Source organism: Chryseobacterium oncorhynchi (genome assembly GCF_002899895.1).
GTDB lineage: Bacteria > Bacteroidota > Bacteroidia > Flavobacteriales > Weeksellaceae > Chryseobacterium > Chryseobacterium oncorhynchi.
In genome coordinates this window covers 593,185-619,244 of sequence record NZ_PPEI02000002.1, presented here as the reverse complement: position 1 = coordinate 619,244, position 26,060 = coordinate 593,185, and the positions used below count along the sequence as shown (strand labels likewise).

Genomic DNA, 26,060 nt, shown 5'->3' with positions numbered 1-26,060 from the left:
TGTTGGATGTAAATAATTAAGATAGTACTTCTAAGGTCTAATTTTGGTAAGCTTCCTTAGGAAGTAATGCAGCTGTTTTATAGTAGCTTAGGTCTGTTGAGCGTTGTTCCTGAAGTTTCTGAAACGTCTCAAATTCATAATGTGCCCAGTTTTGCTCGTTATCAGGATCAGATGTTTTATCAATGGCGAGTTCCAGATTGCCATCTTCTTGATAGCTGCATTCTATGGCTGCATATTTTTCGCCGTTTTCATCCGTAGTGTACCAACATTTTATTGTTCTTTCAAGTTGGGGCTCCTGTGTTTCATTATCAATAACTTGTGAACAGATAAAGTTTTCAGGATCATCTGTCTTAAAAACAGTCTTGGAAATCAGAGGTTTTTCATCTACAGACAAAGAGTAAAGTTTATTGGTGGAAATAATAAATCCGTCAGCAGATTCTCTCTTTTCGATGTCAAAGAAGTCGGATTTTTCTTTCAGATAATTAATAACTTCGTCTTCATTTTCGCTGTCACCTAGGAAGTAATTGATATTGTATATACTGTCATCATTGATAAATTCAATCTCTTTCAGTACATCAGAGTCACCATCATAATAGTACAGATGATATTCATTAAGCTTTACGGCATTGCTTTTGGAGATGACTTCCCCAAAAATGTTTTTGTACACTTTTCTCATTTTTAATCATGTTATTTAGTTTCATCTATTAGTTTAAGTGGTAGGAGACAAAGATAGGTTTTCTTTTTTATCTTAACCTAAAGTGTAAAACGGTATTTATTTCATAAGTATATTAGATGTCCTTTATAAAATCCTCATATTCGTAATAGAATCTTTCAAAGCCGTCCATTTTGTCAACAAAGAATTCAAAAATTTCTTGCCATGTGTTTCTGTTGAAAACTGAAACCCCATGCGTCTCTATCCAGATTCTGCTGATTACTTTTCCATTTTCAAGAGTATAAAATTCATCTTTTTGGAAATCTCCGATAAAGTCTTTTAAAATATCTTCCAGAGACCATATTTTCTCATAATAAGCATTTCGGAAAATTTCATCTTTCATTTCGATATCAAGGGAAACTTCTGCTTTTTTATTGTCTGCGGAAAATTTAAAGGCCATATCCTTGACTTTAGTGTCATACAGGAGCCATTTTCTAGGGAATGATTTTCCGAAAGCTGTCCAAAACTCCTTTTTTAATTGCTGTGCTTCTTGTTTACTGAACATAGAGGCAAACTTAATGATTTAATAGCAAAAAGGCAAAAACTAAGAGGCTATAAAAGGGTGAAAACGTTAATTTACCAGTTCATTTTTTTGCAATTTTGCCTTTTCACTTAAACATATTAAACAATTTTCTTACTTTTGCTGTGATGCTTTCAAAAAAATCTCAATATGCGTTTAAGGCACTTTCATATCTTGTAGAAAAGAGAAATGAAGGGCCAATTCTTATTTCCGAAATTGCGGAACATAAAAAGATACCTTTAAAGTTTTTAGAAAATATTTTGCTTGAACTGAAAAAAGCAGAAATTCTTGACAGTAAAAAAGGAAAAGGAGGAGGATATTTTTTAAAGGAAAAGCCTGAAAATGTAAAACTAGCGAAAATTATTCGTCTTGTAAACGGCCCTATTGCAATGCTTCCCTGCGTAAGCCTTAACTTTTATGAAAAGTGTGAGGACTGTAATGAAGATCATTGCGGATTGCATGACGTGTTGATCGAAGTTCGGGATGCCTCACTGAATATTCTTGAGAAAAAAACTTTAATGGATCTGGTCGACTGACCTGATCCTTTTTTTTGAATTGTTAGTCTACTTATTTGGTAGGATAATATTTTTATTGGATATTTGTAGAACTTCAAATGAACAAACTATGATTCCAAACGAAGATACAAATATTGTGAAACAGGCTAAAGGAAAGGGGTGGAGTGGTACTGCTGTTCTGGCTAAAGACGCCTGTAATAATAGAGAAGCAGTTAAACTAACAATTTTTTAGCATGGTTATTTCACGGAAAATTCAAATAAGGCTCAATGTACTTTTTGTAACCATTGCATTTTTGCTGATTACTTTTTTTTCAATGTACGAATTGGGGTATTTGGATGAGCTTTTCGATATTCTGGCCAAGGATAATTATATCTTTTATTGGATGCTTCTGGTAGGTGTTTTTGCCGAAATTGTTGCCGGATCAATGGGAATGGGATATGGAGTAATTTGTACAACGACACTTTTGTTACTGAATATTCCACCACATATTGTAAGTGCAAGTATTCATTCTGCCGAAAGTTTTACAACAGCAGCAGGAAGTATAAGCCATATTAAACTTAAAAATGTAAGTAAAAGTCTGGTAAAAAGACTTGCTATTCCGGCGGTTATTGGTGCTGTGATTGGAGCTATAAGTTTAACTTATCTGGGAGAATACTACGCTAAGATTACCAAGACCATTATTGCATTTTATACCCTATATCTGGGAATTCAAATTCTATCCAACGCTTTTAAAGAAAAGCAAAGTAAAGCTCTTAAAAGAAAAACAAATCTTACCAGACTTGGAGTGATTGGAGGTTTCATAGATTCCTTTGCAGGAGGAGGATGGGGCCCGCTCGTAACAGGAACATTGATAAAAAATGCCTTTACGCCAAGATTTGCAGTCGGCAGTTCTACAGTAGCCAAATTTATCCTGACTCTTACCGCTGCTATTACCTTTTTTCTTACCCTTGGAATTCAGCATTGGAACATTATTCTTGGGCTATTAATCGGTGGAATTATTACAGCGCCTTTTTCTGCTATGCTTACGGCAAAGCTTCCTGTGAAGAAAATGTTTCTGGTGATAGGAATTTTGGTAATTGTAATGAGTTCTATAACTATTTATAAATCAGTATTCAGCTAAAAATATTGATTGACATTGAAAAATAAAGGAGATAAAAATATATTTGACTTCGAAAATATTCTACTTTTACATCACTAAATATTAAAACATGAATTTACATATCATTGCACTTTTTAAGTTTAATGAAAATTATTTGATGGAAGCAGTAGAGCTGTTTCAGAATCTTGTAAAAGAAACCAGAAAAGAAGAAGGCTGCCTGCAGTATGACCTTGTTGAGGATAAAGACAACAAAGGAACTTTCTTCCTAATTGAGCTTTGGGAAAGTATTGAACATCACAACAGGCATAACGGACAGGATCATTTGCTTGATTTCCGTAAGGATGCTTCCAAGATCATGGAAAGTTCTGCTCAGGTTTATAAAGGTTTCAAGATCTATTAGAAAAAAGAGCGTAATACTATCAAAGTTTCTCTTAATCTATAAAATACAAAAGGCGATTTCAATATTCTGAAATCGCCCTTTTATTAGAAAAAATAGAAAGTATTAGAAATAAAATATTTTATTTTACAATAAGCTTTTTCGTCTCCGAATTGCCTCCGTAAGTAATTTTTACCAGATAATTTCCTGAAGGAAGATGAGATAAATTCATATCCTGTCTATAGAATCCGGCTTGATTGCTTAGCTCTGCAGAATGTACCTTTTTTCCTGTAAGGTCATACACTTCTACACTACCTTTATTATTTGTTTTTTCCTTTACATCAAAAAGAATTGTAACTCTTTTATCAGCGGTAGTAGGGTTGGGGTATACTCCAAAAGATGCCTTTTTACCTACCTCAGTAATTCCCAGCGTAGCTGTGATTTTTTTGTATTTAAAATACATATTACCGGTCTGAGTACCTCCATTAGAAATAAAATACATTCTGTAATAATCTGATCCTTGTTTTACATAATAAACAGCATCAGAATGAACTCCCATTGTAGGCTTCCAAGAGTGACCAATAGTAGTGATGTTTGTAGAGAATGCAGAATTTGCAGGAATATTAGATGTTGCTGTTTCCTGCACCTCAGGTCTTACTTTTGCTACAGAAATATTCGAGTTTTGAATAACTCCTGCCATCTTGTATTTCATTGTTTGCGGATTCCCTTGTGGATCTACATAAGGATAATCTGTGTAGTATCTAGTAAACATCAGATTCCATGCGCTTCTGGATGGTTCCTGATTAGGCACTGTTGTTCCGGATGTAAAAGAGAAATAGTTGAAATAAGCATCATCTGTTCCGTTAGACACAGTTCTCGTCTCCGTTGGGCCCCAAGAAGAACCGTTCCACTTAGAATACTTAAAAGTATATCCTCCATAGGCATCTTCAATGGCAAACTTGATATATTGGTCTGACGGGTATTTTAAAACAAAGATGGCTTTCCCAACAATATGATGCGTATTTGGATTATACACTCCCCAACCTGTTGAAGGAGTATTAGGATTAGGACCCGTAACAGGACCTTGTTCAAAAGCTCCCTGACTTAAATCAGTCGTCTGATCCGGGTTATAAAGAGGTTCTCCCCAAGATGCTTCATTGCTAAGGCTGATGTTATCCCAGTCAGCCATATTAACAGATGCAGTGTATACTTCAATACCAAGGGCATCATTAATTCTTGAACCAAAAGCATATATTGAGTTTCTGTAAAAAGCGACATCCCATGTGCTAGCCGGCTTTGCTACGATATTATTTGAAGCAAAGTCAAAAAATACACGGTTCTGGTAGCTATTTCCCATAGTCAGATTAGCTGTTGTATATCCGTTAGCATCTGTTTGCGCCAATACTGTTTGTTGAACAGTAAGAGCAAGCAAAGAAGATAAAAGTAATTTTGTTCTCATAACTTATTTTTTTCAAATCCTTATTTAGAATGATTCCACAAAAATATATAATTATTTTTAATCATTCTAAATAAAAACATGATTTTTATCGTGTTTTATTGGAATTATCCTGAGATATGAAGCATAAATAAGCCGAAAGGAATGCTCCTCTCGGCTTTATTAAAGGCAAATAATAGTCTAATAAACCTTATTTTTTGATGAATTTCGATTGAATTGTTTTTCCCTCAGCCGTTTCGATAGCTATTAAGTAAACACCAGTCTGAAGTCCATTGATATTAAATTTTTGTCCGTTCAATTTTCCTTCCGCTACTTTCTGACCTGCAGAAGAATAGATTTGAATGTTTTTAGGATCTTTTTTCGCTACAAAATCAAGAGATGTATTGTCTGCATTAACAGCGAATCTAACTTCATTTTTTGAAAACGCCTTATCATTAACTGCTAGTGAAGCCGTTGTATCGTAGACTACATCATCAACTTGTACTGCTACGTGCATGGCTGTAGGCGTAAATTTAAAAACGATATAAGATGAAGTAGATGCAGGAATTGGAACACTTATATTCAGGATAGCTCCAATAGTAGTTACCGTAATGGGATCTCCTACAGGAACAAAGGTTGACATGTCTGCTGGATTAGATGCCAGTCCTATCTGAATGTTTGCAGGGCCAGGAGAAGGAGTTATTAATGTAGTCGTAAACTTTAATGTTTTGTCTCCCGCAGGAGCCTGGATCTGAGGAGATATCAAATAAGATGAATCTGAAGGATTAGTTCCAGAATAGGATTGAACAGCTTTATTAGCAGTATTGGTAACCAACATTCTTGGCGGAACAGGAAATGGTGCCGTATTGGCAACCATAGGGGCTACTACTGCAGACCATCCAAACTGAGGGAAAGTGGTGTTCCCGGCAGTGAAGTTATTGAAGTTTTCATTGATGGTTGGAACTTGTGCCTTAGCTGTAAACGCTGTAAAAATCAACGCTCCTAAAAGTAATTTTAGTTTCATGCTGTTATATTTATTTAGAATTATTACACAAAAGTATATATTTATTTTTAATGATTCTAAATAAAGTTTTATATTTGTCGAAAATTTTAAAGCCTTATGCAGAAGAAAGTGCTTTCCATTCTATCATTATCCATTGCCTTTTGGATGAATGCACAAACAAAGGATTCTCTTAATCAAAAGAAAATTGAAGAAGTTGTCATTACAGGACAATACATGCAACGATCTATCAGCAAATCTATCTATAAGGTTGAAGTAATAGATGCACAGCAGATCAAAAACATGGCTGCTACCAATGTTGCGGATGTTTTGAATCAAAGTCTTAATATACAAATCACGCCAGATACCCGTTCAGGAAACTCAACAGCCAGTATGATGGGGTTGGATGGCAGCTATGTTAAAATCCTGATCGATAATATTCCTGTAGTAGGAGATACAGGGTTAGGAAGTAATATTGACCTTACCAAACTGTCATTGAATAATATCGAGAGAATCGAGATTGTAAAAGGAAGTATGGGGGTAGAATATGGAAATGGAGCACTTGCCGGAGTTATCAATATCATTACGAAGAAAGGGAGCTCGAAAAAGATAAGTGTAAGAGCCTCACTTCAGGAAGAGACCGTAAGGAATAACTACGATATTAAGAAAAAAGGAAACGGAAGACACATCCAGAATGTAAACGTAGACTATAATATTGATGATAACTGGTTTGCTAATATTAACTTCAACCATAACCAGTTTATGGGGTATGAAGGAAATAAAATGGGTTATAAATATTTAGAACGTGATCTGAAAAGAGGATATGAATGGAACCCTAAAGACCAGTACGATGCTTCTGCTTTGATTCGATATTCAAAGAATAAAACCTCTTTCTACTATAAGCTTTCCTATTTGAATGAGAAATTTAATTTCTACAACCCTGAAGTGAATGTAGATCCTCTTAATGATGGAAATGGCGGCGCTTTATACAGAAGTGTAGATAGAAAATATAATACGAACCGATGGATACATCAGTTTAATATCCAGACCAATCTGGGACATATCCAGTATATGGGAGATTTTTCTTACCAAAGTCAGGATAGAAAGTTTCAGGATTATAATTATGACATTCCTAACAGATCTATCATCAACAAAGATGAGGAGCTGTCTTATTATAAAACAAATGTCATGTATTCAAGAGGAATGTTCAGTAATTTCCTTGATAATAAAACTTTTGATTTTCAATTGGGGTATGAGTTAGACTACACGGATGGTTATGCTTCATTAATTGCCGGTAAATTTTTTACAGATGCTATCAAAAGAACACTTTTCACGTATTCAAACTTCATTTCAGCAGAATGGAATATTTCTGATAAGTTCTCTGTAAGACCGGGAGCCAGACTTTCTGTAAGCGAAAAATTCAATAATCAGTTTAATTACTCTCTTTCTGCGAGATACAAAACTTCTGAGAACTCCAACTTAAGGTTGGTAGCTGGTACAGCAAACCGTTTTCCTACCTATGAAGAGCTTTATACGTTTTTTGTAAACCTTAACCATGATATTCAGGGGAATCCTGATCTGAGCCCTGAAAAAGGATTCTCCACAGGGGCATTCTGGGATCAGAATTTTACCACAGGAAATGATTGGAAGATTGCATACAGCGTAAGTGGATTATATCTTGATGTACGAGACAAGATAGAAATGCTTCTTATAAAAGATCCTTCTACCTACCAGTTTAGAAATATGGACAAATATAGAAATATGTTGTTTTCAGCAAATGTAGATTTCAAAAAAGACCAGCTGGCCATTGGCTTAAGAGGGGCATTGGGAGGAACCTCAGTTGCGATGAAATCAATGTATCACACTTCACCTACTGATTATCAGTTCCAGGCACAGGCGGGGGCTACCGTTAACTATAAACTGCAAAACCCGGGAACTTCATTTGCCCTTTATTATAAATATACAGGTCCGGGAAGATTATATGTGTTTGAAAATGAAGCAAATGGTTTCAAACTTGGGAAAACTGACGGCTTCCATATGATGGACTTTATTGTAAGCCAGCCTTTCTGGAAAGACCATGTGGAGCTTTCTGCGGGAGTAAAAAACATCTTTGATGTTACCAGTATCAATTCTACCGCAATGAAGGCAGATGCTCATGCTACCACAGCTCCTACAGGTATTGTGAATTTATATTATGGCAGAAGCTATTTTGCCAGATTAACGTTTCAATTTTAAATAATAAGTTACTATGAAATATTTAAAAATATTTTCTATTCTTTCCGTAATGTTAGCGGCACAGTCTTGTGTTTCTGCTGATGAGGACAGGGTTCCTGCACCACCTATTACAGGTTCTTCAGTGAATGTACCCATAGGAGGAGCTACTGAACCTAATCAGGTGTGGATTGACCTGAGTGATATGGTTAAAGATGAGAATGAGCCCAGAAAAACCATTAATAAGAGAACAGATTGGGATCTTGGATTTTATAGCGGTGATGATTTCAGGGTAATTATAAACGGATCACTGGCAATGACTGTCATCAAAATACCTAATGCTACGGATATCAGCAAGGTGAAAGAAGGAGACGTAGAAAGTTTAAAAGACATTGCTCAGGTAGGAACATTTGACTCTGAGAATATGAAGTACATCGATAACCCGAATGGTCAATTCTTAACTCAAACTTCAGGAATTGAAGCCATAAAGGCAAATGATGCTGAAAATCCTATTTATTTAGTTAATCTAGGAAGAGAGATTCCTTCTGCTAATAATATCGGTGCGGGTTCTGTTTCATTATCAGGTGATCCTAGAGGATGGATGAAAGTACAGATTCTAAGAGCTGCTAACGGGTATAAAATTCGTTACGCAGATCTTAATGCCGGAAGTGAAGGGGTTAAGGAACATATTATAACAAAAGATCCTGAATATAATTTTGCTTTTTTCAATCTTAAAACAGGTACTCCTGCAAAGATTCAGCCTAAGAAAAAAAGCTGGGATATAGCCTTTACAACATTTACAAATGAAGTATTTATGGGACCTGGAAGCAGTGCCGGTAGTTACTTTTATGCAGACTTTATAACCACCAATACTCTTGACGGAGTGGGAGCCTATCAGGTAAATGTTACGGGTAACCTTGAGCAGGCCTATGCTGCATTTAAATTAAAGGATGTGGACGCAAGCAAATTTGTGTTCAATGATCATAGAGCCATTGGAGATAAATGGAGAACCACTACTGGTACACCGGATAATCCTGTTCCATTTGTATATGCAAACCGTTTCTTTATTCTAAAAGATACAAATGGCTTTTATTTTAAACTGAAATTCAGTTCTATGAAGAGTTTAAAAGGAGAGCGTGGCTTTACAGGCTTTGCATTCGATCCATTATAAATAAATCAAATAATAGTATATCATGAAGAAATTTATCCTTGCAGCTTCTGTTCTTGTAGCAGTGTATTCGTGCAAAAAAGAAGAAGGTGCTAAAAAAGAAAATACTACAGAAATTACTTCTGAAGCTCCAAAAACCAATAATAAAATTGTAACCCTAAACGGTGGTATTACTGAAATTGTAAGCGCTTTGGGTCACGAAAAAGAAATTGTTGGAACTGATGTTACCAGTACTTATCCTGAAAGCTTAAAAGCTACAGCTAAAGATTTAGGCCACGTAAGATCAATGACCATTGAGCCGATTATGGCAGTAAGCCCTACTTTGATTCTTGCTTCTGACAAAGACATCAACCCTGAATTATTAGGAAAGATCAAAACTTCAGGAATCAAAACTGAGGTTTTCAAGCAGGAATATACCGTTGAAGGAACTAAAAAACTGATTGAAAGCGTAGCAAAAGCTATCGGAAATACAGACTATCAAAAATTAAATGATAAAATAGATGCTGATCTGAAGCAAGTACAGCCATTAACTAAAAAACCAAAGGTATTGTTCATCTATGCCAGAGGAAATATGCTTATGGTTGCCGGTAAAAATACACCAATGGCATCATTAATCAACCTTGCAGGAGCAGAAAATGCAGTAACTGACTTTGAGGATTTCAAACCATTAACTCCGGAGGCGGTTGTAAAAGCTAACCCTGATGTATTGTTCTTCTTTGAAACAGGATTACAGGGAGCAGGAGGAAACGAAGGAGCGCTTAAAATGCCGGGAGTTTCCCAAACCAACGCCGGAAAAAATAAAAAGATCATCGCAATGGATGGAGGGTTAGTTTCAGGTTTTGGACCGAGACTAGGAGAAGCAGCAGTAGGATTAAACAAACTTTTAATTGAAAACACAAAGTAAACTATACTTTTATCTCAGCATAAGTGCCATATTGTTGGTTATTCTGGCAATTGTGGCACTCAATATTGGCGTGTATGATTTCAATGGTGTATCACCGTTCACGGTTTTAGGCCAATTTATAAAAGGAGACCCGAATTTATCGTTAAGTGACAAATATGTAATCTGGGAGGTAAGAACATCCAGGATTATTATGGCAATTTTGATAGGAAGTATGCTTGCCGTTTCCGGAACTACATTGCAAGGGTTATTTAAAAATCCACTGGCAACAGGTGAAGCGATAGGATTAACATCAGGAGCAACACTATTAGCCGCATTTGCAATTGTCTTGGGAGGCTATTTTAAACAATATCTGCCGGAGATTATACAGTTTTCACTGGTGGGTATTTCAGCTTTTCTGGGTGCCTTAATGGCAATGATGCTTGTATACAGAATTTCTACAAGTGCAGGAAAAACAAATGTGGTCATGATGCTGTTAAGCGGTGTAGCCATTACATCTATCGGATTTTCAATTACAGGATTTCTGATTTATATCTCAAAGGATGAACAGCTAAGAGATCTTTCATTCTGGAATATGGGAAGTCTGGCAGCCGCAACATGGACAAAAAATATCGTGTTAACAGTAGTTATCATTATTTCCTATATTGTCTTACTCCCAAAAGGAAAGGCATTGAATGCCATGATGCTGGGTGAAAGAGATGCTCAACACTTAGGAATAAATGTGGAACGTCTGAAAAAGCAGATTGTAATTATCACTTCCTTAATGATAGGAACCTGTGTGGCATTTTCAGGAACCATTGGTTTTATAGGTCTTATTGTACCTTATATTTTAAGACTTTTATTTAAATCAAACTATGTTTTTATTTTGCCATTGTCAGCAGTTTTGGGAAGTATTTTACTTTTGATTGCAGATACCATCAGTAGAAGCATTGTGGCTCCGTCAGAATTGCCGATTGGTATTTTAACCTCTTTAATCGGAGGACCTATTTTTATTGCTATTTTAATTAAATTCAAAAAATCACTCTAATGATAAAAGCACATCAGATCAATTATCTCCACAGGGATTTTAAAATTCTTGATAGTGTAGATGTCTCTTTAGAGTATGGAGAGTTTTTAGCAATCGTAGGACCTAACGGAGCAGGGAAGTCAAGTCTTTTAAGTATTTTGGCCAATGAAGTAAAGGAAGGAAAGTCCAATATTTTATTTAAAGAAAAACCTATTGCAGATTGGGAAGTAAAAGAATTATCTCAGCATAAATCTAAGTTTTCTCAGCATAATTCCAATGAAATTCCCTTACAGGTAAAAGATGTTGTCATGATGGGAAGATATCCCTACTTTGATGCACAGCCCGGAAAGGAAGATCTGGAAGCCATGAACAATATGATGTATGAAACGGATATTTTTCATCTGAAAGACAGAGATTATAACACACTGTCAGGAGGAGAAAAACAACGCGTTCATCTGTCAAGAGTAATGGCTCAGCTACAGAATAAAATAGCCCACAAGCTGGTTTTTCTGGATGAACCGTTGAATAATCTGGATATAAAACATCAGTATAAAGCACTGGAAATTATTAAGAATTTCACCAAAAAAGCCAATAGTGCTATTGTTGTTTTACATGACCTTAATCTTGCAGCACAATTTGCAGACAAGATCTTATTAATGAAATCAGGAAAGGTGGCCGCCTATGGAAGCCCGGAGGAAGTTTTTACTGCAGACATTATAAGTAAAGCCTATAACTTTCCCTGTACCATCTGTGAACACCCCATTACCAATAACCCAATGATCATTTTTGGATAACCATGGAAAAAGAAGAACTCAAAATCCTCGCACAGAATCTTGCCAATCCTCAGGGAGAAAAAGGCATAGAAATCGGTGAAATGATGAACGCCACAAACATCGGTATGACGCTGGAAAGTATCAGAACACTTCTGATAGAAGATAATCAGCATATTCTTGAAATAGGACATGGAAATGCCGGCCATCTGAAAAGTCTTTTAAGTCTGGCTCAGGATCTGAAATATACAGGAGTAGACATCTCCGAAACCATGCACAACGAAGCCAAAAAGTTGAATAAAGAATTTCAAACTAAAGCAGACTTTGTTTTGTATGAAGGAAAAAAACTTCCTTTTGGTGATCAGACCTTTGATAAAATATTTACAGTCAATACCGTCTATTTCTGGGAAAATCCTGTCGAGTTTTTAAATGAGATCTATAGGGTTTTGAAAGACAACGGAACATTCGTACTTACATTCGGGCAAAGAGACTTCATGGAAAAACTACCATTTACAGCCTATGATTTTACGCTGTACAACAATGATGAAATGGAAGAACTTGTTTCCAAAAGCCATTTTAAAAGAATGAAAACTTCCGAAAAAGAAGAAGAGATAAAAAGTAAAACAGGAAACGAAACAATACAAAGAATCTATACAATTTTAACAATAAAAAAATAAAATAATGAGCACATTAGTTAATGATTTAAAGGAAAAATGGGACGCTCTGAAAGCAGAAAACCCTCATGTAAGAATAAGAAATGCTGCTGCTCAATTAGGAGTAAGCGAAGCTGAACTATTGGTGACCAGCATAGGAGAAGAAGTAACAGTTTTGAATCCGGACTTTCCAGGAATTCTGACTGAAGCAGAGCAATTGGGAAAAGTAATGGCTCTTACCCGTAATGATGAATGTGTTCATGAAAGAAAAGGGATTTATCAGAACGGAGACTTCAGCAGCCCGCATGCACAACTTTTTGTAGGTGAAGATATTGATCTTAGAATTTTTCTTAACCATTGGAAATTTGCTTTTGCAGTAGTAGAAGGAGATAAAAAAAGCCTTCAGTTCTTCGGAAAAGACGGTTTGGCTTTGCACAAAATCTACCTTACAAAAAATAGTGATGAAGCAGCTTTTGATGCTATCGTAGAAAAATTTAAAGCAGAAGACCAGAATCAGGCATTTGTTGTAGAAGCAGTAGCTGCAAAACAAGCAGAAAAAGCAGACACTGAAATAGATGTTGAAGGATTCAAAAAAGCATGGACAGAATTAAAGGATACTCACGATTTCTTTATGATGACCAGAAAATATGGTGTAAGCAGAACTCAGGCATTAAGATTGGCTCCGGAAGGATTTGCTAAGAAAATAGATAACGCTAAAGTAGTTAATATCCTTGAAGATGCTTCTGAAAAGAATACCCCTATCATGGTTTTCGTTGGAAACAGAGGGATTATTCAGATCCACACAGGAAACGTAAAGAAAACACTTTGGCACCAGCAGTGGTTCAATGTAATGGATCCTGACTTCAACCTACACTTGGATGTAACGAAGATTGCAGAAGCATGGATCGTTAAAAAACCAACTGAAGACGGAGAAGTTACAGCTATTGAAGTATTCAACAAGGAAGGTGATTTCATCGTTCAGTTCTTTGGAAAAAGAAAACCTGGAATCCCTGAACTTCAGGAATGGAAAGATTTAGTGGCAGCACTAGATAATTAATAATTAGATGATTTTTATGAGACCGTTTTGTCTGCAAAGCTCAAAGCGGTCTTTTTTATGGTAGAAAAGTGAAAATAAGAACTCACCTTTTTACTGAAAATTAATTAATTTGTGATTAAATATATAGTATGAAAAATATTCTCATAGCGATTTTGCTTACAGGTTTCTGTTCATTACATGCACAGAATCTTAAGGCATATCAATTTTATGATCAGAAAGGGAAAGAAATAAAGACCGAGAAATTAGTTAAAGAACTGGCTGATTATGATGTCGTTTTCTTTGGAGAAAATCATAACAGTTCCATCAATCACTGGCTTCAGCTTAAAATTACAGAAGCTTTGTATGAAAAGAAAAACGGACAGCTTATCTTAGGAGCAGAAATGTTTGAAAGAGATAATCAGTCTCAGCTAAACCAATATTTAAGCGGAAAATTTGATGCCAAGACATTGAAAGATTCTGCCCGTTTGTGGAATAACTATGCCACAGACTATAAGCCTTTGGTAGATTTTGCTAAAAACAAAAAACTGAATTTCATAGCAACGAATATCCCAAGAAGATATGCTTCCCAAACAGCTAAAGAAGGCCTTGAATCCTTAAATAAGTTAACCGAAAAGGAAAAGACATACATTGCTCAATTACCGATTAAAGTGACATTAGACACTCCAGGTTACCAGGAAATGAAAGCCATGATGGGAGATCATGCTGAGGGAACAAAAGTGATGAACTTTATCTCGGCACAGGCAACAAAAGATGCAACCATGGCAGAGTCTATCCTGAAAAATATTCAATCTGGAAAGACATTTATCCATTATAATGGCAATTATCACAGTAAAGAATTTGGAGGAACTTACTGGTATATCAAGCAGAAAAATCCAAATCTGAAAATGGCAGTGATCTCCGTTTTTGAATCTGAAAATCTGGAATTGAAAGTTCCTGCAAAGGATTATATTCCCACAGAATTTAATCTGGTTATCCCAAGTGATATGACAAAGACTTTTTAAATGTTGATTTATCGGTATAATTATTAGACAGAAAAATATCATATTCAATAGAAACGGGCTTTAGCCCGTTTTTTTATGCCAAAAAAATTCCAAAAGCTTTAGCCGAAGCCTAATTAACACGAAGAAATGCTGATGTTTATCTTACAATTTTTACCTTTGTACTACATTCAATTCATATGAGAAAATTATCCGTTCTGTTTATCTTTTTTATAGGATTATTCAACGCACAAAAACTTACCTCTGATGAACTATCAATTATCAATCAGGGAGATGTAAATACCGCTTTACCCATCTATCAAACAACAGATGCTCATCAGCATAAAACATTACTGAGTCTTTCTACAGAGATTGATCCGGTTGATCCTAATACCACTGTTCTTGTAAAAAGAATGAAAGGATCTCTTCTGTCAACCGATGGTGGAGTAGGAATTGCTGCCCCGCAGGTGGGAATCAACAGAAAAATAATTTGGGTACAGCGTTTTGATAAAGAAGGAAATCCTTTAGAATATTTTATCAATCCGGTAATTGTCTGGAGATCAGATTTGCAGAATCTTGGCCCGGAGGGAGATCTGTCTATTCCCGATTTTAGAGATCAGTTTTACAGAAGCAAAGTTATTCAATTAGAATATGTGGATTTGAAAGGCCAGAGATATTCGGAAATAGTGGAGGGGTTTACTGCAGTTATTTTTCAGCATGAGATTGACCATCTTTTCGGAATTTTAATCTCCGATAAAAAAGAAAAAGAAAAGAATAATGCCTATAAAAAGGTAGATGCTTATCAAAAAAGTGATCTGAATAAAAGATAAGTAAGTCAATGACTTAAAATAAAAATGAGCTGTTTTGAATTCAAAACAGCTCATTTCATTACTATGATTATAAAAAATTGGATTAATCATTATTCGTTACAGAAAGCTTCACCTCAATATTATTTCGGGTTGCATTAGAATATGGGCAAATCTGATGAGCTTTCTCCGTTAAAGATTGTGCTTCCTCAATAGAAACCCCAGGAATATTTACATCCAGTTCCACTGCCAATCCGAAACCTCCGTTTTCAATCTGGCCTATGCTTACCTGTGCTGTAACAGTTGTTTCACCGGTTTGTACTTTACCCAAGCTGATTACTCTGTTCAAAGCACTATCAAAGCAAGCAGAATATCCGGCTGCAAAAAGCATTTCGGGATTAGTAAAGTCATCATTAGCTCCTCCTAACGCCTTAGGCATTTTTACTTCAAGGTCTAAAACTCCATTTTCACTTTTAACATGACCGTTTCTTCCTCCTGTAGCGGTTACTTTTGTTGTATATAACGTTTTCATTTATTTTTCTATTTTGTTTAATATTCTTAGAACAGTTTCTTTAAGTTCCAACAGTTCTTCCGGTTGTATACCAAGTCTTTCCTGAATTTTCCCCGGAATTGCACAGGCCTTTTTCTGTAATTCTTTTCCAGCCTCTGCCAAAAATACTTCAACCACTCTTTCGTCCTCTTTTTTTCGTTTTCTTAGGATAAATCCTTTAGTCTCCAGTCTTTTAAGAAGAGGAGTCAAAGTTCCACTGTCCAGAAACAGTTTTTCTCCGATATGGTTTACCGGAAGCCCGTCATTTTCCCACAATATCATCATGACAAGGTATTGAGGATAGGTAATATCAAGCTCATCAAGAAAAGGACGGTAAAGCCCTGTGATTTCCTTGGCAATGACATATAACGGGAAACAGATTTGGTTGGCTAGTTTAGGTGTTTTAGAATTTTCCATAAGTTGATACGAAAGATTCGATGAAGGTATTACTTTTTAATGATAAACTCATCCATTGGGACACGGACTTTTTTCATAGAAGCCAGCCAGTCATTAGCTTCGTCACGGTATCCAAGGTATAAAAGGCTTACACTTTTCAGTCCTAACTCTTTCAATCCAAGTACTTCATCCACTACAGCATTGCTAAATCCTTCAGCAGGAGTACTGTCTATTTTAAGCTCAGCAGCTTGTGCTAAAGCAATTCCTAGTGCAATATAAGTCTGACGGGCTGTGTGAGCAAAATGCTCTTCTGGAGTTTGTGCTCCGTACATTTCTTTGATTTTATCCGTGTAACTTCCGAAACGTCCTCTTGGAAGATCTCTTACGTCAGTATGATGATCATATACTTTGTCTATTTTTTCATTAGAATAGCTGTCCCATGCAGCAAAAACCAAAACGTGGGATGAATCTCTCATCACTTCCGGATTTAAAGCTCCGGCAACCATTTTATCTTTTAACTCCTGATTTTCCACTACAATAACACGGAAAGGTTGTAAACCTGATGATGTAGGGGCAAGCCTTGTTGCTTCCAGAATTGTATGTAAGTCTTCTTGTGATACTTTTTTTGCAGGATCATATGCTTTTACTGCGTGTCTCCAATTAAGGTCTTCTAATAATGACATTTTCTTTTTATTTTAAATTAAAATTACTTGATGATAATCTATTTCCAAGTATTACTTTGTGAAATTATATATGCAAATATAAAGCCAATTAAATTGTGTGCAATTTGATTTTGAAAGATTTTATTAATAATGATTATTTATTTTATAAAATATTTCTGCATGTATATGTAAACAACAAAAAGTGTATACTTAAATTTTTACCAGTTTATGATTGTATTCTTTAGTTTTTCCACAAGATTCGGATTTTTTCCTTCCTTAGGTATTCCAATCTTTGCATTAGAATTTTAAACTAAAAGCAATGCAGAAATTTAAAAACAAAACAGCTTTAATTACAGGTGGAACCAACGGAATGGGATTGGCCACAGCAGAAGAGTTCATCAAGCAGGGTGGAGTTGCCATTATTACCGGAAGAAGCCAACAAACAATAAATAGCGCTCTGGAAAAACTAGGCAGGAATGCTTTCGGAATTGTATCAAATGCCGGAAATACAAAGGATCTCATGAAGCTGCGGGAAGAAGTAAGAAAATACACAGAGAATGTTGATGTTCTCTTTGTGAATGCAGGGTACGGAAAATTTGCACCCATAGAAAATGTTGAAGAAGAACAATTTGATGAACTCTTTCATGTATTGGTAAAAGGACCTTTTTTTACGGTTCAGCAGATATTACCTCTGATGAAAAAAGGAAGTTCCGTTATTTTTAATACTTCTGTAGCAACGGATATTGCAATGCATAATTTTTCGGTGTATTCTGCGGCAAAGTCTGCAGTACAATCGTTCATCAAAACATTTGCTGTTGAACTTACAGAACGAGGAATTAGAGTGAATGGAGTAAGTCCGGGACATATCAAAACCAATATTTTTAACAATACAGGGCTGACTCCGGAGCAAATAGAGGGAGCTGTTCAGGATATTATTCCAACAATACCTTTCAAAAGGCAAGGAGAACCATCAGAGATTGCCAATGTAGTTCTGTTTCTTGCATCAGAAGAAGCTTCCTATATTCATGGGGCGGAGATAAAAGTGGATGCAGGTATTTCTGTAATCAGATAAGACTGCACCTCTTGAAAAAAGAATTCAAAGATTATTTGACTTCATTCATCTGCTTGATGATATTGGTATTATTCTCAACACCTATATTGTAGATGTTACCCTTTTTAAAACTTAGATTAACCTTTTCCATCAACACTTTATAGTCAGAAGATTTCTTGGACAGGTAAAAGACCTGAGCACTTATGCCAATGGCCACTCGTACAACCTCTTCCGGTTTATCCGGATCTTCAAGAATATTGTTGATGGTTGCATTATTATACCAGGTTAATTTCTGGGATTCAGAGTGAGAAGAACAGGATGTAATCATGGTAAACAGTAATAATAAATAGGTCCAGACTTTCATAATAATAAATTAGTGAGTAAAAAGCTCCTGCAATATATAAATAAATGCAGGAGCTCTATAAAAAGTTAGTTAGAATCCGCAATGTGCTGTACTAGGTACCGGAGCAGAACAGCCCGAAAGAGCTGAGAATGCTGTCAATGTACAATTGGTATTCACCAGATTGTTATCATATAATAAAGATCCTGATGGGCTTCTGTAGTAAACATTTCCTGCTGTATTAGTAAATGATGAAACAGAAGTAGATCCGCAAGTTGAGTTGGTGCATGCAGCTCTCCATGCAGTATCCGTAATAGGACCTGTTGAATTTAGAGAAGGGTCAATAATTCTTTTTTCAATCACGCCGGATGCATTTTTAAAGCTTACAAGGATAGCCACGTGATATACCCATGATACACAACAAGTACCGGTAGAAGCTCTTAAATTACCATATACAAATTGTTTTTCACACTCATATCCGGCATTGTTTAAGATCTGTCTCATTTTGTGCGCTCTTGCATAGCATCCATCAACAGGGTATCTGAATGTAATACAAGGAGATGATGCGGTAGAGGTTCCACAAGACTGGTTTTTAATTTGAGTAAATAAACTGTTCAAAGTAGCCAGATCAGGAATAACACTTGCTAATCTATTAGTTACTCCTCTCTCTTCTTTAGTTAAAACAGACTTAAAGTATCTTACATCCTCTGCTGTAGCCTTTTCTACTTTCGCAATTTCATTAGAATTAGCTTTAAGGAAAATCTGAACCGGGGTTTCATTTTTTACAGCCTGGCTGATCATGGAAATGTAAGCTTCGTTTTCCTTAGTGTCTTTAATTTCATAAGGCTGAGCTGAAAGGATAAAGGAAACTTTATATTTTCCATCTTCTTTATCAAGTCCTGTTGGAACAGTTTTTCCGAACTCTTTCATTACAATTTCTTTAGATTGCGGATTTACAGTTTCCTGATTCGCGTTAGAATCTGAACAGGCATTAAATGACAGCGCTGCCACAAATACCATCATGGATAGCAAAAATTTTTTCATAGTTCTTATATTTTGGTGTTAATGGTTTTTCTAAACAGTGTTTTATTTATTCACTATTTAGTGATAATAAAATTATGAAAAATTCAATGATATGCAAGTAATTTCTTCAAAAAATAATTAATATTTGAAAATCATTCATAAAAAAATCCCTATGTATGGACTACATAGGGATTATGATATTTAAAATTTAAATTTATTTGTAGATCAGTTCAGCCTGAAAAACATCGGCAAAGTGTTTTCTGATATTAGTCTTTACACTTTCCACTTCTTCAGGAGTCAATTCTCTCTCAAGTTCTCTTTGTAATGAAGTAACCTGCTTATCTTTGATCCCACATGGAATGATGTATTCAAAATAACGCATATCTGTATTTACATTCAATGCAAAACCATGAAGCGTTACCCATCTTGAAGCTTTTACACCCATAGCACAGATCTTTCTGGCATAAGGTTTTCCAACATCCAGCCAAACACCGGTTTCTCCCTGGGAACGTTCTCCTTTAAGACCGAATTCCCCAATGGTTCTGATAATTACCTCTTCCAGATTTCTCATATAAAGATGAATATCGGTAAAGAAGTTTTCAAGATCTAAAACAGGATATCCAACGATCTGGCCATACCCATGATAGGTAATGTCACCACCACGATTGGTTTTCACATAGGTGGCTTCAATCTCTTTCAATTTATCAATGCCGGCAAGCATATTTTCCTCATGTCCGCTCTTTCCCAATGTATAAACGTGTGGGTGTTCTACCAAAAGGAGATGGTTAGATGTTGTAATATGCTGTTCTGATGGAAGATCTCTGTTCTTTATTTTGGTATCAATAATAGCTTTCATCAGTTGCTCCTGATAATCCCAGGCGGGTTGATATTCTTTGATTCCTAAATCTTCAAATTCTACTGCTTTATTCTGATTTGTATTCATTTCAATTTTTGACATACAAATTTAGTGAATTTTAAGCTTTTATGGAATGGATAAAATCTATGGCACTTTTCTTCCAATCTTTATCCTGAAGTAAAATGTTTACAAAAGCCGTTCCTATGATTCCGCCATCTGCTTTTTCTGTTACATTTTCAAAATCTTCTTTTGATTTTATTCCGAAACCAATCATTACAGGGTTTTTTAATGGAAGGGCTGCTAATCTATTCAAATAATTTTCATTCTTCAATACGGCATTCTCATTTCCTGTGGTAGAGGAAGAACTTACTGCATATAGAAATCCGGAGCTTAAGGAATCAAGATACTGTATTCTTTCGTCTGAAGTTTCCGGAGTGACTAAAAATGTAAAATTGAGGTTGTGTTGTTTTAAAATATGCTCATAGTTTTTCTCAAATTCAATAGGAGGGAGATCGGGAAGTATCAGGCCGGAAACTCCACTTTCTGAACATTCTTCACAAAATTTTTCAAATCCAAAACTTAAAACAGGGTTGATATATCCCATCAAAATAATTGGAATTCTAATCTCGTTTTTTATTGTTTTTAACTGAGAAAGAAGCTTTTCAATGGTCATGCTATTTTGTAAGGCCAACTCATGAGCTTTTTGAATAACAGGTCCGTCTGCTACGGGATCAGAGTAGGGCATTCCAATCTCAATCATGTCTGCTCCTGAATCCTGAATTAGTTTTATAATGTCTGCCGTATCTTCCAGTTGTGGAATTCCCGCAGTGAAATATATGTTTAGTTTTTTCATGTTTTTCTTTATTGTATGAATGTAAAATGTATTCATGACCTAGCTTTGAGTATTGAAGTCATTTTACATCAATATTTCTACATTTTACAGATTTTTCAAATACGTTTCCATGTCCTTATCTCCACGGCCACTCAGGCAAATGACTACAACATCATCTTCATTAAATTGCTTTTTGTCTAAAACTGCCAGAGCATGAGAACTTTCCAGAGCGGGGATAATTCCTTCCAGTTTTGTTAATTCAAAGGCACATTTTAAGGCTTCATCATCATTAATACTGAAAAATTCTGCTCTGTTTTCTTTAAATAGATGGGCATGAAAAGGCCCGATACCCGGATAATCAAGTCCTGCGGAAATGGAATGAGGTTCAATAACCTGCCCGTCTGCAGTCTGCATCACAAGGCTTTTGCTTCCGTGAAGTACTCCCAAGGTTCCCAGAAATGTAGTAGCTGCTGATTTACCGGAATCAACTCCCAGACCGCCGGCCTCTGCAGCAATGATTTTTACCTCTTTTTCATTTACAAAGTGATAGAATGTTCCTGCTGCATTGCTTCCTCCTCCTACACAGGCAATAACATAATCCGGATTTTCTCTTCCGATTTTTTCTTTAAGTTGTTCCTTGATTTCCTTTGAAATGACACTTTGAAACCTTGCCACAAGATCAGGGAAAGGATGGGGACCAACCACACTTCCAATTACATAGTGAGTGGTCACAGGATTGTTGATCCAGTCTCTTAACGCCTCATTTACTGCATCTTTCAATGTTTTTGAGCCTGAAGTAGCAGCTATAACTTCTGCACCCAGCATTTTCATTCTTGCTACATTCGGAGCCTGTCTCTGGATATCAATTTCTCCCATGTATACAATACATTCAAGGCCAAGCAGTGCGCAGGCTGTTGCAGTGGCTACGCCATGTTGTCCGGCACCGGTTTCAGCAATGATCCTTGTTTTTCCAAGACGCTTTGCCAGTAGAACCTGTCCTAGGGCATTATTGATTTTGTGAGCTCCGGTATGGTTAAGGTCTTCTCTTTTTAAATAAATCTTGGTGTTATATTTTTCACTCAGATTTTTTGCAAAATAAAGTGGAGTAGCCCTTCCTACATAGTTTGTAAGCAAATCCTGATATTCGCTCTGAAAGTCTTCAGATTCTATGATTTCAAGGTAGTTTTTTTGTAATTCGTCTACATTCGGATAGAGCATTTCAGGGATAAAAGCACCGCCAAATTCTCCATAATATCCGTTTTCATCGGGGTTTTTATAATTCATTTCTTTATTCTTTAATAATTAAATAAGCGTTATTTTTTGTGTTCAGCTGACTGAGTAATTTTCTCCTTTCGTCTGATACTTTGAAAATTAAAATATCATCGTCATCAGAATTGACCCATTCGGAACCTGTATTTTCCATTATCATTTTGGCCTTATCATAGAGAATTTCGATCTCACATTTTTCATAAAACGAGCGAAGCTCGGAATGACAAAAGCCAATGGTTTCCATATTTCTTTTCCTCACATTCTCAGTGAAATATTGAATTAATTCGGAGCCATAGCCTTTTTTTCTGTGTGTTGCAACGAATCCTACAACTTCCGCGAAAGTATATTCTTCTCCCTCAATCTTCAGGGTAAAATCAAAATTAACCCGAATAATGGCCAATATTGCTTCATTGGTATCCAATAGCAAATGAAATTCTGAATCTTTAAAAAAGCTACGGAAATAGTCTGGTTTCATTGTATTCCACTCCGATACTTCCCAAAGCTGAAGAATATGTTCTATTTCATTTTCTGTTAATTCGTCAGGTGTTTTTATTTGGTATTTCATATTAATCAAAGTTAATAAATCGTCCCGTTGGGAATCCTATAAATTTTGGAACTAAATTTTCTAATTCTGTCTATATCCTTATCACCGGGTTCTATTTCAAACTTTGAATTGATGTCTATGGCAAAAGGTTTTTGATGTAAAGATTCAATGTTTGCAATATTCTCTTCTGAAATGCCACCACTTAAAAAATAGGGTAGAGGGATTTCAAATTCATTCAATAAATTCCAGTCAAACTGTTGGCCTGTTCCTCCAAATGCTTTGCTGTCTGTATCAAACAGGTAATAGCTGATAGGCTGCAAGGAATCTTTTGATTGCTTGCTGAAAGTTTGTTCTATTTTATTTTTGTTTTCAATTGTATCATTTCCAATTCTTATGACCTTGATGATTTTAACTTCAGGACTTAGTTTCTTTCTTATATCAAGAATAAATTCTTCGTTTTCATCACCATGTAATTGGATAAAGTTGAGTTTTCCTTTTTCAACGATTTCAATAATTCGCTCAATACTTTCGTTCACAAAAACCCCAACTTTGCCGGAATGATTAAATTTTGAAATATCATCCAAGCTCAAATGATTCAGCACATATCTTGGAGACTTTTTATAAAAGATAAAACCAAGAAAATCTACTTTCATATTTATCAATTCGTGAATCTGTTCGGACCTCGTTAAGCCACAGACTTTGAGGACAGGAAAGATATTGTTGGTTGCCGGTTGCTGATTCATTGTTTGTATTGAGTTTTGATTGTTGATAGGGTTGAATATTTAGGTTAGGGAAATATCATTTTTAAATTGTCAGAGAGAACTCTTCAAATGCCTTTGCAGGATCTGTATTCCTCATAAAATATTCTCCCATCAGGAACCCGTCAAACCCTTTTTCTTTTAAATATTTAAAATCTTCAAGAGTATAAATTCCGCTTTCCGCAATAGATAAGGTATCTTTTGGAAGTTGGTCTTTGAGTTGAACAGAATGCTGTAAATCAACCTTGAAGTCTTTTAAGTTCCTGTTGTTAATTCCCACTAAATCAATTTTTGAGTTAAAATGTTTCAGCTCTTCTTCGGTATGAATTTCAAGTAAAACTTCCAGATCCAATTCATGAGCCAGTTCTGTAAACTCCTGAACTTGATTTGGAGAAAGACAAGATGCGATCAGTAAAATGACATCTGCACCCATACTTTTTGCCTCATAAAATTGATATTCATCAATCATAAAATCTTTTCGCAGAACTGGAATATTGATCTGATTTCTTACGTTTAAAATATCATCAAAGCTTCCTCCGAAAAAATCCTTATCCGTTAAGATGGAAATTCCACTTGCCCCAAATTGTTCATAGGCAGAAGCAACATCTAAAGGAGCAACATTATTATTGATGATTCCCTTTGATGGAGATTGTCTTTTAAATTCAGCAATGATGCCATTTCTATTCTTGATGGATTCTTTCAGGGAATGACTCTTTCTCCCAAAAAACTCTGAGTTTTTCAATTCATCAATAGAAATTTTGGATTTTGAAATCGTTATTTCTTCTTTTTTTCTTTCAATAATTTTATCTAGTATGGTCATGTTGGGAGTAGAGATTAGAAGTTAGAAACTATTGGTTTTTTATTTAATAAGGAGCTCAAAAGTTCTTAATGCTTTTCCGTTTTTCAAACTTTCTTTGGCTAAAAGAAGACAATCATCATAGGAACCGAATTTGCGGGTATGGTGAAGTGCCACAGCTGCATTGGCCAAAATCACGGCATTTTGTTGTTCAGTTCCTTTTCCTTCCAGAATATTCATGAAGATTTTTGCCGTCTCCTGAATGGTATCTCCTGCTTTAATATCTTCAAGGGTTACAGGATTGAAACCAAGGTCCTCTGCAGAGTGAATTTCTTCTCCATTCTTAGTAATAATTTTACTGTCATGGGTTAAACTGATCTCATCATAACCATCCAGTCCATGCACAAGGATAAATTCCTGTTCTTCTTTTTGCAGAAGATATTGATAGATCCTTGCAATTTCCAGATTATATACCCCAATCATTGAATATTGAGGCTTTGCAGGGTTTACCAATGGCCCTAAAAGATTAAAAAATGTTCTTAATCCTAAGGATTTTCTCAATAATCCAACCGATTGAAGGGCGGGGTGGAAGTAGGGAGCATGCAGGAAGCAGATATTAGCTCTCTCAAGATCTGCATTTAATTGTTCTGATGTGTTTTTGAACTGATAACCGAGTTCTTCCAGTACATTGGAAGACCCTGTGGTAGTTGAAGCTCCATAATTTCCATGTTTTGTTACTTTCTGCCCGGCTCCGGCCACCACAAAGCTGGCCAACGTTGATATATTGATTGTGTTCTTTCCATCACCTCCCGTTCCTACAATATCAATGGCATCGCTTGCGTCAATATCTACAGGAACTGCCATCTGTAATAAGGCTTCTCTAAAACCTTCCAATTCTTTTAATGTAATATTTCGCATCAGAAAAACACTGATGAATGCAGTTACTTCCGCGGCATTGAATTTATTCTGAGCAATTTCAATCATCATAGCCTTTGCTTCGGATTTCGACAAAGTGTTATGATTAAACAGGTATTGCAGTATTTCTTTCATTTGAGGAGTTTTTATGGTTGAGGGATTTTGTATTGTTGTTTTCATATTAAATACGCTTTGTTAAATTTCTCGACAAGCTGAGATAACAGCTTCCGGCCTATTCTAATGATTTAAAAAGTTTCGGATAATTACTTCTCCCTCTGGAGTCAAAATACTCTCAGGATGAAACTGTACTCCGTGCACATCGTAAGTTTTATGCTGTAAAGCCATGATCATTCCGTCTTTATCAACTGCGGTAATTTCCAGTTCTTCAGGAAAAGTATCTGGGTTCACTGCCCAGCTGTGATACCTTCCAACTTCTAACCCTGATGCCAGATCTTTGAAAAGCTTAGTATCTTCTTTTACCAGTTCAGTAGTGGTTGCTACTCCGTGAAAAATTTCTGAAAGGTTGATAAGACTTCCGCCAAATGCTTCTGCAATGGCCTGCTGACCTAAGCATACCCCCAAAATACTCTTGGTAGGAGCATATTCTTTAATCAGATCCAGTAAAATTCCTGCTTCTTCCGGAATTCCCGGGCCGGGAGAAAGAATAATCTTGTCATATTTCCCGATTTCTTCCAATGTAATTTGATCATTTCTTACTACATCTACTTTCTGATTCAAAATTCTTTCAATGATCTGAACCAAATTATAGGTGAAACTGTCATAATTATCAAAAACAAGAACTTTTGATGGCTGGTTTTCTGTTGCTGATGTTATATTGTTGTTCATTTCTTTTATTTTTTG

Annotated in this window: 31 protein-coding genes; 14 read left to right on the top strand and 17 right to left on the bottom strand. The window is 35.8% G+C overall.

Going from position 1 to position 26,060, the window contains the following annotated elements:
• Positions 1-37: 37 nt before the first annotated feature.
• Both C1638_RS08480 and C1638_RS08475 read right to left on the bottom strand, forming a co-directional pair.
• Positions 38-676: a hypothetical protein gene (locus C1638_RS08480; RefSeq protein ID WP_109620011.1), complete on the bottom strand. Its 639-nt coding sequence runs from the start codon at positions 674-676 to the stop codon at positions 38-40.
• Between the two features lie 112 nt (positions 677-788).
• On the bottom strand, positions 789-1,217 hold the full coding sequence (locus C1638_RS08475) for a DUF4268 domain-containing protein (RefSeq protein WP_109620008.1): 429 nt from the start codon (positions 1,215-1,217) through the stop codon (positions 789-791).
• A 143-nt stretch (positions 1,218-1,360) separates the two neighbouring features.
• On the opposite strand from C1638_RS08475, the gene C1638_RS08470 reads away from it, so the two are divergent.
• The 4 genes from C1638_RS08470 (at position 1,361) to C1638_RS08460 (ending at position 3,247) form a co-directional block, all read left to right on the top strand.
• Positions 1,361-1,768, top strand: a complete 408-nt coding sequence (locus tag C1638_RS08470; RefSeq protein WP_109620007.1) for an RrF2 family transcriptional regulator — start codon at positions 1,361-1,363, stop codon at positions 1,766-1,768.
• 88 nt (positions 1,769-1,856) lie between these two features.
• Positions 1,857-1,979: a hypothetical protein gene (locus C1638_RS22685; RefSeq protein WP_262509804.1), complete on the top strand. Its 123-nt coding sequence runs from the start codon at positions 1,857-1,859 to the stop codon at positions 1,977-1,979.
• Position 1,980: 1 nt separating this feature from the next.
• Entirely contained in the window at positions 1,981-2,868 is an 888-nt protein-coding gene (locus tag C1638_RS08465; RefSeq protein WP_109620005.1) for a sulfite exporter TauE/SafE family protein, read from the top strand.
• Positions 2,869-2,956: 88 nt separating this feature from the next.
• Positions 2,957-3,247, top strand: a complete 291-nt coding sequence (locus C1638_RS08460; RefSeq protein ID WP_109620003.1) for a putative quinol monooxygenase — start codon at positions 2,957-2,959, stop codon at positions 3,245-3,247.
• A 118-nt stretch (positions 3,248-3,365) separates the two neighbouring features.
• On the opposite strand, the gene C1638_RS08455 is transcribed toward C1638_RS08460, so the two are convergent.
• Positions 3,366-4,682 carry a T9SS type A sorting domain-containing protein gene (locus C1638_RS08455; protein WP_109620001.1) on the bottom strand — a complete coding sequence of 439 codons (1,317 nt, stop codon included), beginning with the start codon at positions 4,680-4,682 and terminating at the stop codon, positions 3,366-3,368.
• A 187-nt stretch (positions 4,683-4,869) separates the two neighbouring features.
• Positions 4,870-5,682: a T9SS type A sorting domain-containing protein gene (locus tag C1638_RS08450; RefSeq protein ID WP_109619999.1), complete on the bottom strand. Its 813-nt coding sequence runs from the start codon at positions 5,680-5,682 to the stop codon at positions 4,870-4,872.
• 96 nt (positions 5,683-5,778) lie between these two features.
• Here C1638_RS08450 and C1638_RS08445 point away from each other — a divergent pair, with 96 nt between their 5' ends.
• From C1638_RS08445 to C1638_RS08405, 9 genes are all read left to right on the top strand, one after another.
• Positions 5,779-7,893 (top strand): TonB-dependent receptor plug domain-containing protein, encoded by a 2,115-nt coding sequence (locus C1638_RS08445; protein WP_109619997.1) that lies wholly within the window; start codon positions 5,779-5,781, stop codon positions 7,891-7,893.
• A 13-nt stretch (positions 7,894-7,906) separates the two neighbouring features.
• Positions 7,907-9,040, top strand: a complete 1,134-nt coding sequence (locus C1638_RS08440; RefSeq protein ID WP_109619995.1) for an HmuY family protein — start codon at positions 7,907-7,909, stop codon at positions 9,038-9,040.
• 22 nt (positions 9,041-9,062) lie between these two features.
• The gene (locus tag C1638_RS08435) at positions 9,063-9,941 is read left to right on the top strand and encodes a heme/hemin ABC transporter substrate-binding protein (protein WP_109619993.1); all 879 of its coding nucleotides are present in this window, start codon (positions 9,063-9,065) and stop codon (positions 9,939-9,941) included.
• Positions 9,925-10,965, top strand: a complete 1,041-nt coding sequence (locus C1638_RS08430) for a FecCD family ABC transporter permease (RefSeq protein ID WP_109619991.1) — start codon at positions 9,925-9,927, stop codon at positions 10,963-10,965. Before C1638_RS08435 ends, C1638_RS08430 begins: the two co-directional genes overlap by 17 nt.
• On the top strand, positions 10,965-11,738 hold the full coding sequence (locus tag C1638_RS08425; RefSeq protein WP_109619989.1) for a heme ABC transporter ATP-binding protein: 774 nt from the start codon (positions 10,965-10,967) through the stop codon (positions 11,736-11,738). The genes C1638_RS08430 and C1638_RS08425 overlap by 1 nt, the downstream gene beginning before the upstream one ends.
• 2 nt (positions 11,739-11,740) lie before the next feature.
• Entirely contained in the window at positions 11,741-12,391 is a 651-nt protein-coding gene (locus C1638_RS08420) for a class I SAM-dependent methyltransferase (protein ID WP_109619987.1), read from the top strand.
• 4 nt (positions 12,392-12,395) lie between these two features.
• Entirely contained in the window at positions 12,396-13,424 is a 1,029-nt protein-coding gene (locus tag C1638_RS08415; RefSeq protein WP_109619985.1) for a hemin-degrading factor, read from the top strand.
• Between the two features lie 128 nt (positions 13,425-13,552).
• The gene (locus C1638_RS08410; protein WP_109619983.1) at positions 13,553-14,425 is read left to right on the top strand and encodes a ChaN family lipoprotein; all 873 of its coding nucleotides are present in this window, start codon (positions 13,553-13,555) and stop codon (positions 14,423-14,425) included.
• A gap of 176 nt (positions 14,426-14,601) precedes the next feature.
• A complete protein-coding gene (locus C1638_RS08405; protein ID WP_109619981.1) occupies positions 14,602-15,231 on the top strand; it encodes a peptide deformylase in 630 nt (209 codons plus the stop codon).
• An 82-nt stretch (positions 15,232-15,313) separates the two neighbouring features.
• Here the strand turns inward: C1638_RS08405 and C1638_RS08400 are convergent, their stop codons facing one another.
• Genes C1638_RS08400 through C1638_RS08390 form a run of 3 tightly spaced genes read right to left on the bottom strand, consistent with a single transcriptional unit; the run spans position 15,314 to position 16,836 of the window.
• A complete protein-coding gene (locus C1638_RS08400; protein ID WP_076553953.1) occupies positions 15,314-15,739 on the bottom strand; it encodes an organic hydroperoxide resistance protein in 426 nt (141 codons plus the stop codon).
• Positions 15,740-16,174, bottom strand: a complete 435-nt coding sequence (locus C1638_RS08395; protein WP_109619979.1) for a MarR family winged helix-turn-helix transcriptional regulator — start codon at positions 16,172-16,174, stop codon at positions 15,740-15,742.
• Positions 16,175-16,203: 29 nt separating this feature from the next.
• A complete protein-coding gene (locus C1638_RS08390) occupies positions 16,204-16,836 on the bottom strand; it encodes an NAD(P)H-dependent oxidoreductase (RefSeq protein WP_109619977.1) in 633 nt (210 codons plus the stop codon).
• Positions 16,837-17,134: 298 nt separating this feature from the next.
• Between C1638_RS08390 and C1638_RS08385 the strand changes: the two genes are divergently transcribed.
• Positions 17,135-17,887 (top strand): SDR family oxidoreductase, encoded by a 753-nt coding sequence (locus C1638_RS08385; RefSeq protein WP_109619975.1) that lies wholly within the window; start codon positions 17,135-17,137, stop codon positions 17,885-17,887.
• Positions 17,888-17,918: 31 nt separating this feature from the next.
• Here C1638_RS08385 and C1638_RS08380 read toward each other — a convergent pair whose 3' ends face one another.
• From C1638_RS08380 to C1638_RS08335, 10 genes are all read right to left on the bottom strand, one after another.
• On the bottom strand, positions 17,919-18,230 hold the full coding sequence (locus C1638_RS08380; protein ID WP_109619974.1) for a hypothetical protein: 312 nt from the start codon (positions 18,228-18,230) through the stop codon (positions 17,919-17,921).
• A gap of 69 nt (positions 18,231-18,299) precedes the next feature.
• Positions 18,300-19,250 (bottom strand): protein-glutamine glutaminase, encoded by a 951-nt coding sequence (locus C1638_RS08375; protein ID WP_123838360.1) that lies wholly within the window; start codon positions 19,248-19,250, stop codon positions 18,300-18,302.
• Between the two features lie 193 nt (positions 19,251-19,443).
• Positions 19,444-20,172, bottom strand: coding sequence for a lipoyl(octanoyl) transferase LipB (gene lipB, locus C1638_RS08370; protein ID WP_076354021.1), 729 nt, complete (start codon positions 20,170-20,172; stop codon positions 19,444-19,446).
• 31 nt (positions 20,173-20,203) lie between these two features.
• Complete coding sequence (gene trpA / locus C1638_RS08365) at positions 20,204-20,938, bottom strand: tryptophan synthase subunit alpha (protein ID WP_109619970.1); 735 nt, start codon at positions 20,936-20,938, stop codon at positions 20,204-20,206.
• An 84-nt stretch (positions 20,939-21,022) separates the two neighbouring features.
• The gene (gene trpB / locus C1638_RS08360; protein ID WP_109619968.1) at positions 21,023-22,201 is read right to left on the bottom strand and encodes a tryptophan synthase subunit beta; all 1,179 of its coding nucleotides are present in this window, start codon (positions 22,199-22,201) and stop codon (positions 21,023-21,025) included.
• A gap of 4 nt (positions 22,202-22,205) precedes the next feature.
• Entirely contained in the window at positions 22,206-22,751 is a 546-nt protein-coding gene (locus tag C1638_RS08355; protein WP_109619966.1) for a GNAT family N-acetyltransferase, read from the bottom strand.
• Positions 22,752-22,762: 11 nt separating this feature from the next.
• Positions 22,763-23,473 carry a phosphoribosylanthranilate isomerase gene (locus C1638_RS08350; RefSeq protein WP_109619964.1) on the bottom strand — a complete coding sequence of 237 codons (711 nt, stop codon included), beginning with the start codon at positions 23,471-23,473 and terminating at the stop codon, positions 22,763-22,765.
• A 61-nt stretch (positions 23,474-23,534) separates the two neighbouring features.
• Positions 23,535-24,308, bottom strand: coding sequence for an indole-3-glycerol phosphate synthase TrpC (trpC, locus tag C1638_RS08345; protein WP_109619963.1), 774 nt, complete (start codon positions 24,306-24,308; stop codon positions 23,535-23,537).
• 39 nt (positions 24,309-24,347) lie between these two features.
• A complete protein-coding gene (gene trpD, locus C1638_RS08340; protein ID WP_109620630.1) occupies positions 24,348-25,334 on the bottom strand; it encodes an anthranilate phosphoribosyltransferase in 987 nt (328 codons plus the stop codon).
• 102 nt (positions 25,335-25,436) lie between these two features.
• Complete coding sequence (locus tag C1638_RS08335) at positions 25,437-26,045, bottom strand: anthranilate synthase component II (protein WP_109619960.1); 609 nt, start codon at positions 26,043-26,045, stop codon at positions 25,437-25,439.
• Positions 26,046-26,060: the final 15 nt, after the last annotated feature.

Bases quoted from the DNA above. Each gene is read 5' to 3' on its own strand.
- C1638_RS08480 (WP_109620011.1), bottom strand. From the start codon at position 676: ATGAGAAAAGTGTACAAAAACATTTTTGGGGAAGTCATCTCCAAAAGC.
- C1638_RS08475 (WP_109620008.1), bottom strand. From the start codon at position 1,217: ATGTTCAGTAAACAAGAAGCACAGCAATTAAAAAAGGAGTTTTGGACA.
- C1638_RS08470 (WP_109620007.1), top strand. From the start codon at position 1,361: ATGCTTTCAAAAAAATCTCAATATGCGTTTAAGGCACTTTCATATCTT.
- C1638_RS22685 (WP_262509804.1), top strand. From the start codon at position 1,857: ATGATTCCAAACGAAGATACAAATATTGTGAAACAGGCTAAAGGAAAG.
- C1638_RS08465 (WP_109620005.1), top strand. From the start codon at position 1,981: ATGGTTATTTCACGGAAAATTCAAATAAGGCTCAATGTACTTTTTGTA.
- C1638_RS08460 (WP_109620003.1), top strand. From the start codon at position 2,957: ATGAATTTACATATCATTGCACTTTTTAAGTTTAATGAAAATTATTTG.
- C1638_RS08455 (WP_109620001.1), bottom strand. From the start codon at position 4,682: ATGAGAACAAAATTACTTTTATCTTCTTTGCTTGCTCTTACTGTTCAA.
- C1638_RS08450 (WP_109619999.1), bottom strand. From the start codon at position 5,682: ATGAAACTAAAATTACTTTTAGGAGCGTTGATTTTTACAGCGTTTACA.
- C1638_RS08445 (WP_109619997.1), top strand. From the start codon at position 5,779: ATGCAGAAGAAAGTGCTTTCCATTCTATCATTATCCATTGCCTTTTGG.
- C1638_RS08440 (WP_109619995.1), top strand. From the start codon at position 7,907: ATGAAATATTTAAAAATATTTTCTATTCTTTCCGTAATGTTAGCGGCA.
- C1638_RS08435 (WP_109619993.1), top strand. From the start codon at position 9,063: ATGAAGAAATTTATCCTTGCAGCTTCTGTTCTTGTAGCAGTGTATTCG.
- C1638_RS08425 (WP_109619989.1), top strand. From the start codon at position 10,965: ATGATAAAAGCACATCAGATCAATTATCTCCACAGGGATTTTAAAATT.
- C1638_RS08420 (WP_109619987.1), top strand. From the start codon at position 11,741: ATGGAAAAAGAAGAACTCAAAATCCTCGCACAGAATCTTGCCAATCCT.
- C1638_RS08415 (WP_109619985.1), top strand. From the start codon at position 12,396: ATGAGCACATTAGTTAATGATTTAAAGGAAAAATGGGACGCTCTGAAA.
- C1638_RS08410 (WP_109619983.1), top strand. From the start codon at position 13,553: ATGAAAAATATTCTCATAGCGATTTTGCTTACAGGTTTCTGTTCATTA.
- C1638_RS08405 (WP_109619981.1), top strand. From the start codon at position 14,602: ATGAGAAAATTATCCGTTCTGTTTATCTTTTTTATAGGATTATTCAAC.
- C1638_RS08400 (WP_076553953.1), bottom strand. From the start codon at position 15,739: ATGAAAACGTTATATACAACAAAAGTAACCGCTACAGGAGGAAGAAAC.
- C1638_RS08395 (WP_109619979.1), bottom strand. From the start codon at position 16,174: ATGGAAAATTCTAAAACACCTAAACTAGCCAACCAAATCTGTTTCCCG.
- C1638_RS08390 (WP_109619977.1), bottom strand. From the start codon at position 16,836: ATGTCATTATTAGAAGACCTTAATTGGAGACACGCAGTAAAAGCATAT.
- C1638_RS08385 (WP_109619975.1), top strand. From the start codon at position 17,135: ATGCAGAAATTTAAAAACAAAACAGCTTTAATTACAGGTGGAACCAAC.
- C1638_RS08380 (WP_109619974.1), bottom strand. From the start codon at position 18,230: ATGAAAGTCTGGACCTATTTATTATTACTGTTTACCATGATTACATCC.
- C1638_RS08375 (WP_123838360.1), bottom strand. From the start codon at position 19,250: ATGAAAAAATTTTTGCTATCCATGATGGTATTTGTGGCAGCGCTGTCA.
- lipB (WP_076354021.1), bottom strand. From the start codon at position 20,172: ATGAATACAAATCAGAATAAAGCAGTAGAATTTGAAGATTTAGGAATC.
- trpA (WP_109619970.1), bottom strand. From the start codon at position 20,938: ATGAAAAAACTAAACATATATTTCACTGCGGGAATTCCACAACTGGAA.
- trpB (WP_109619968.1), bottom strand. From the start codon at position 22,201: ATGAATTATAAAAACCCCGATGAAAACGGATATTATGGAGAATTTGGC.
- C1638_RS08355 (WP_109619966.1), bottom strand. From the start codon at position 22,751: ATGAAATACCAAATAAAAACACCTGACGAATTAACAGAAAATGAAATA.
- C1638_RS08350 (WP_109619964.1), bottom strand. From the start codon at position 23,473: ATGAATCAGCAACCGGCAACCAACAATATCTTTCCTGTCCTCAAAGTC.
- trpC (WP_109619963.1), bottom strand. From the start codon at position 24,308: ATGACCATACTAGATAAAATTATTGAAAGAAAAAAAGAAGAAATAACG.
- trpD (WP_109620630.1), bottom strand. From the start codon at position 25,334: ATGAAAGAAATACTGCAATACCTGTTTAATCATAACACTTTGTCGAAA.
- C1638_RS08335 (WP_109619960.1), bottom strand. From the start codon at position 26,045: ATGAACAACAATATAACATCAGCAACAGAAAACCAGCCATCAAAAGTT.